Source organism: Citrobacter sp. Cpo109, assembly GCF_030332565.1.
GTDB classification, from domain to species: domain Bacteria; phylum Pseudomonadota; class Gammaproteobacteria; order Enterobacterales; family Enterobacteriaceae; genus Citrobacter; species Citrobacter portucalensis.
Window position 1 is genome coordinate 1 of the sequence record NZ_JAOWHQ010000040.1, and the last position, 1,357, is coordinate 1,357.

Consider the following 1,357-nt stretch of genomic DNA (forward strand, 5'->3'; position numbering starts at 1 on the left):
CATCATCATGCGTCATAGCCCCGGTTACGTTCGGCAATGCGATCCGCCATCCATGCAGTGATTTCAGACTGCGCCCACGCCACATTTTTTCCGCCGAGGGAGATTTGTTTCGGGAAGGCTTCCCGGCTGATGAGGTCGTAAATGGTCGAGCGGGACAGGCCGCACAGATGCATCACTTCGGGCAGACGGATAAAGCGCTCGTGAACGGTATCAGAAACCGGCATCAGCGGTGCGGCAGGGGCAGAAGACGGGGAAGAAAAAGCGGTGTGCATCGGGCTACCTCACAAAGTCCATACAGTGCCGGTCGTGTCCGTCCGGCTTCGGGTAGCTCCTTATTATGTCTATATTTTTCCTCAGGTCATGTGAGATTTTCGGGGAAACAAACATTGACTTTTCGCTCTGGCAAACAAAGGCAAACGCTGGCAAACATATGCAAATCACTGCATTACAATGCAGCAATTTCTATTGCTTTTAGTTATATATTTTTTATTTTTAATCGAAATAAAGTCTAAATGCTATAGCCAGAGCAAAACAGGAGGGTGAACAGTGGTGAACAGACGGTGAACAGTCAGACCCTCAACTGTTCATCATTTAACTTACTGTATTACTTATATTTTTATTTGAGGTGAACAGTGGTGAATAGTTATAAGTAAAAAAATAAACGGTGAGTAAGGTTTTCCTGCGACCTTTCTCTGGCCAGCCGGTTTTTAAGGTCTGTTTGTGCCAGCATTCTGACAACGGCAATGAATCGTGTTGTTGTGCAGGAGGCGTCAGAATCATTTCAGGTTGAACACACGGAGAACCTGAACATGAAACCCGAACTCATTATCAAAGCCATGCAGACCGTTATCAGTAAACAGGATGAAGGCGCGGAACAACGCATTGCCGGTGCGCTGGCCGCACTTAACGAAGCAAAAGATGCACACACGGCCAGCATGGGTAAACTCAGCGACATTGAGGCTTCCATTCAGCGTTGTGAGCAGGAACGACAGACCGCCCTCAGTGAAAGTGCACAGGCCGAACAGGACTGGCGCAGCCGCTTTCGAACCCTGCGCGGCAACCTCACTCCTGAACTGAAAGCTGAACACAGTAAACGTATCGCCAGCCGCGAACTGGCTGATGAGTTCACCGGTCTGATTACCGAGCTGGAGAAAGACAAAAGCCACGCCATGCTTGGCGCATGCTCCTCCGGTACTGCTTATATCAGCGCCCATGAAAAAGCGTTCACCACTTACGCCAACAGCGAGTGGAAGAAGGCGCTGGCCGGTATCAGCCCCGCACTGTTACGTGCCTTTCTGTTGCGTATACGGTCGCTGGAAATGAGCGGAGAAACCTCGCCGCGTGCGACCGTGACCCG

General features: G+C 50.4%; 2 protein-coding genes. One reads left to right on the forward strand and one right to left on the reverse strand.

Annotated elements, in window-relative coordinates:
- Positions 1-5 precede the first annotated feature (5 nt).
- Entirely contained in the window at positions 6-272 is a 267-nt protein-coding gene (locus OGY71_RS01215) for a helix-turn-helix transcriptional regulator (protein ID WP_000556587.1), read from the reverse strand.
- A 537-nt stretch (positions 273-809) separates the two neighbouring features.
- On the opposite strand from OGY71_RS01215, the gene sid reads away from it, so the two are divergent.
- A partial coding sequence (gene sid / locus OGY71_RS01220) for a capsid size-determining scaffold Sid (RefSeq protein WP_213751861.1) occupies positions 810-1,357 on the forward strand: 548 nt, incomplete at its 3' end.

Coding starts and splice junctions, on each gene's coding strand:
- OGY71_RS01215 (WP_000556587.1), bottom strand. CDS start 272: ATGCACACCGCTTTTTCTTCCCCGTCTTCTGCCCCTGCCGCACCGCTG.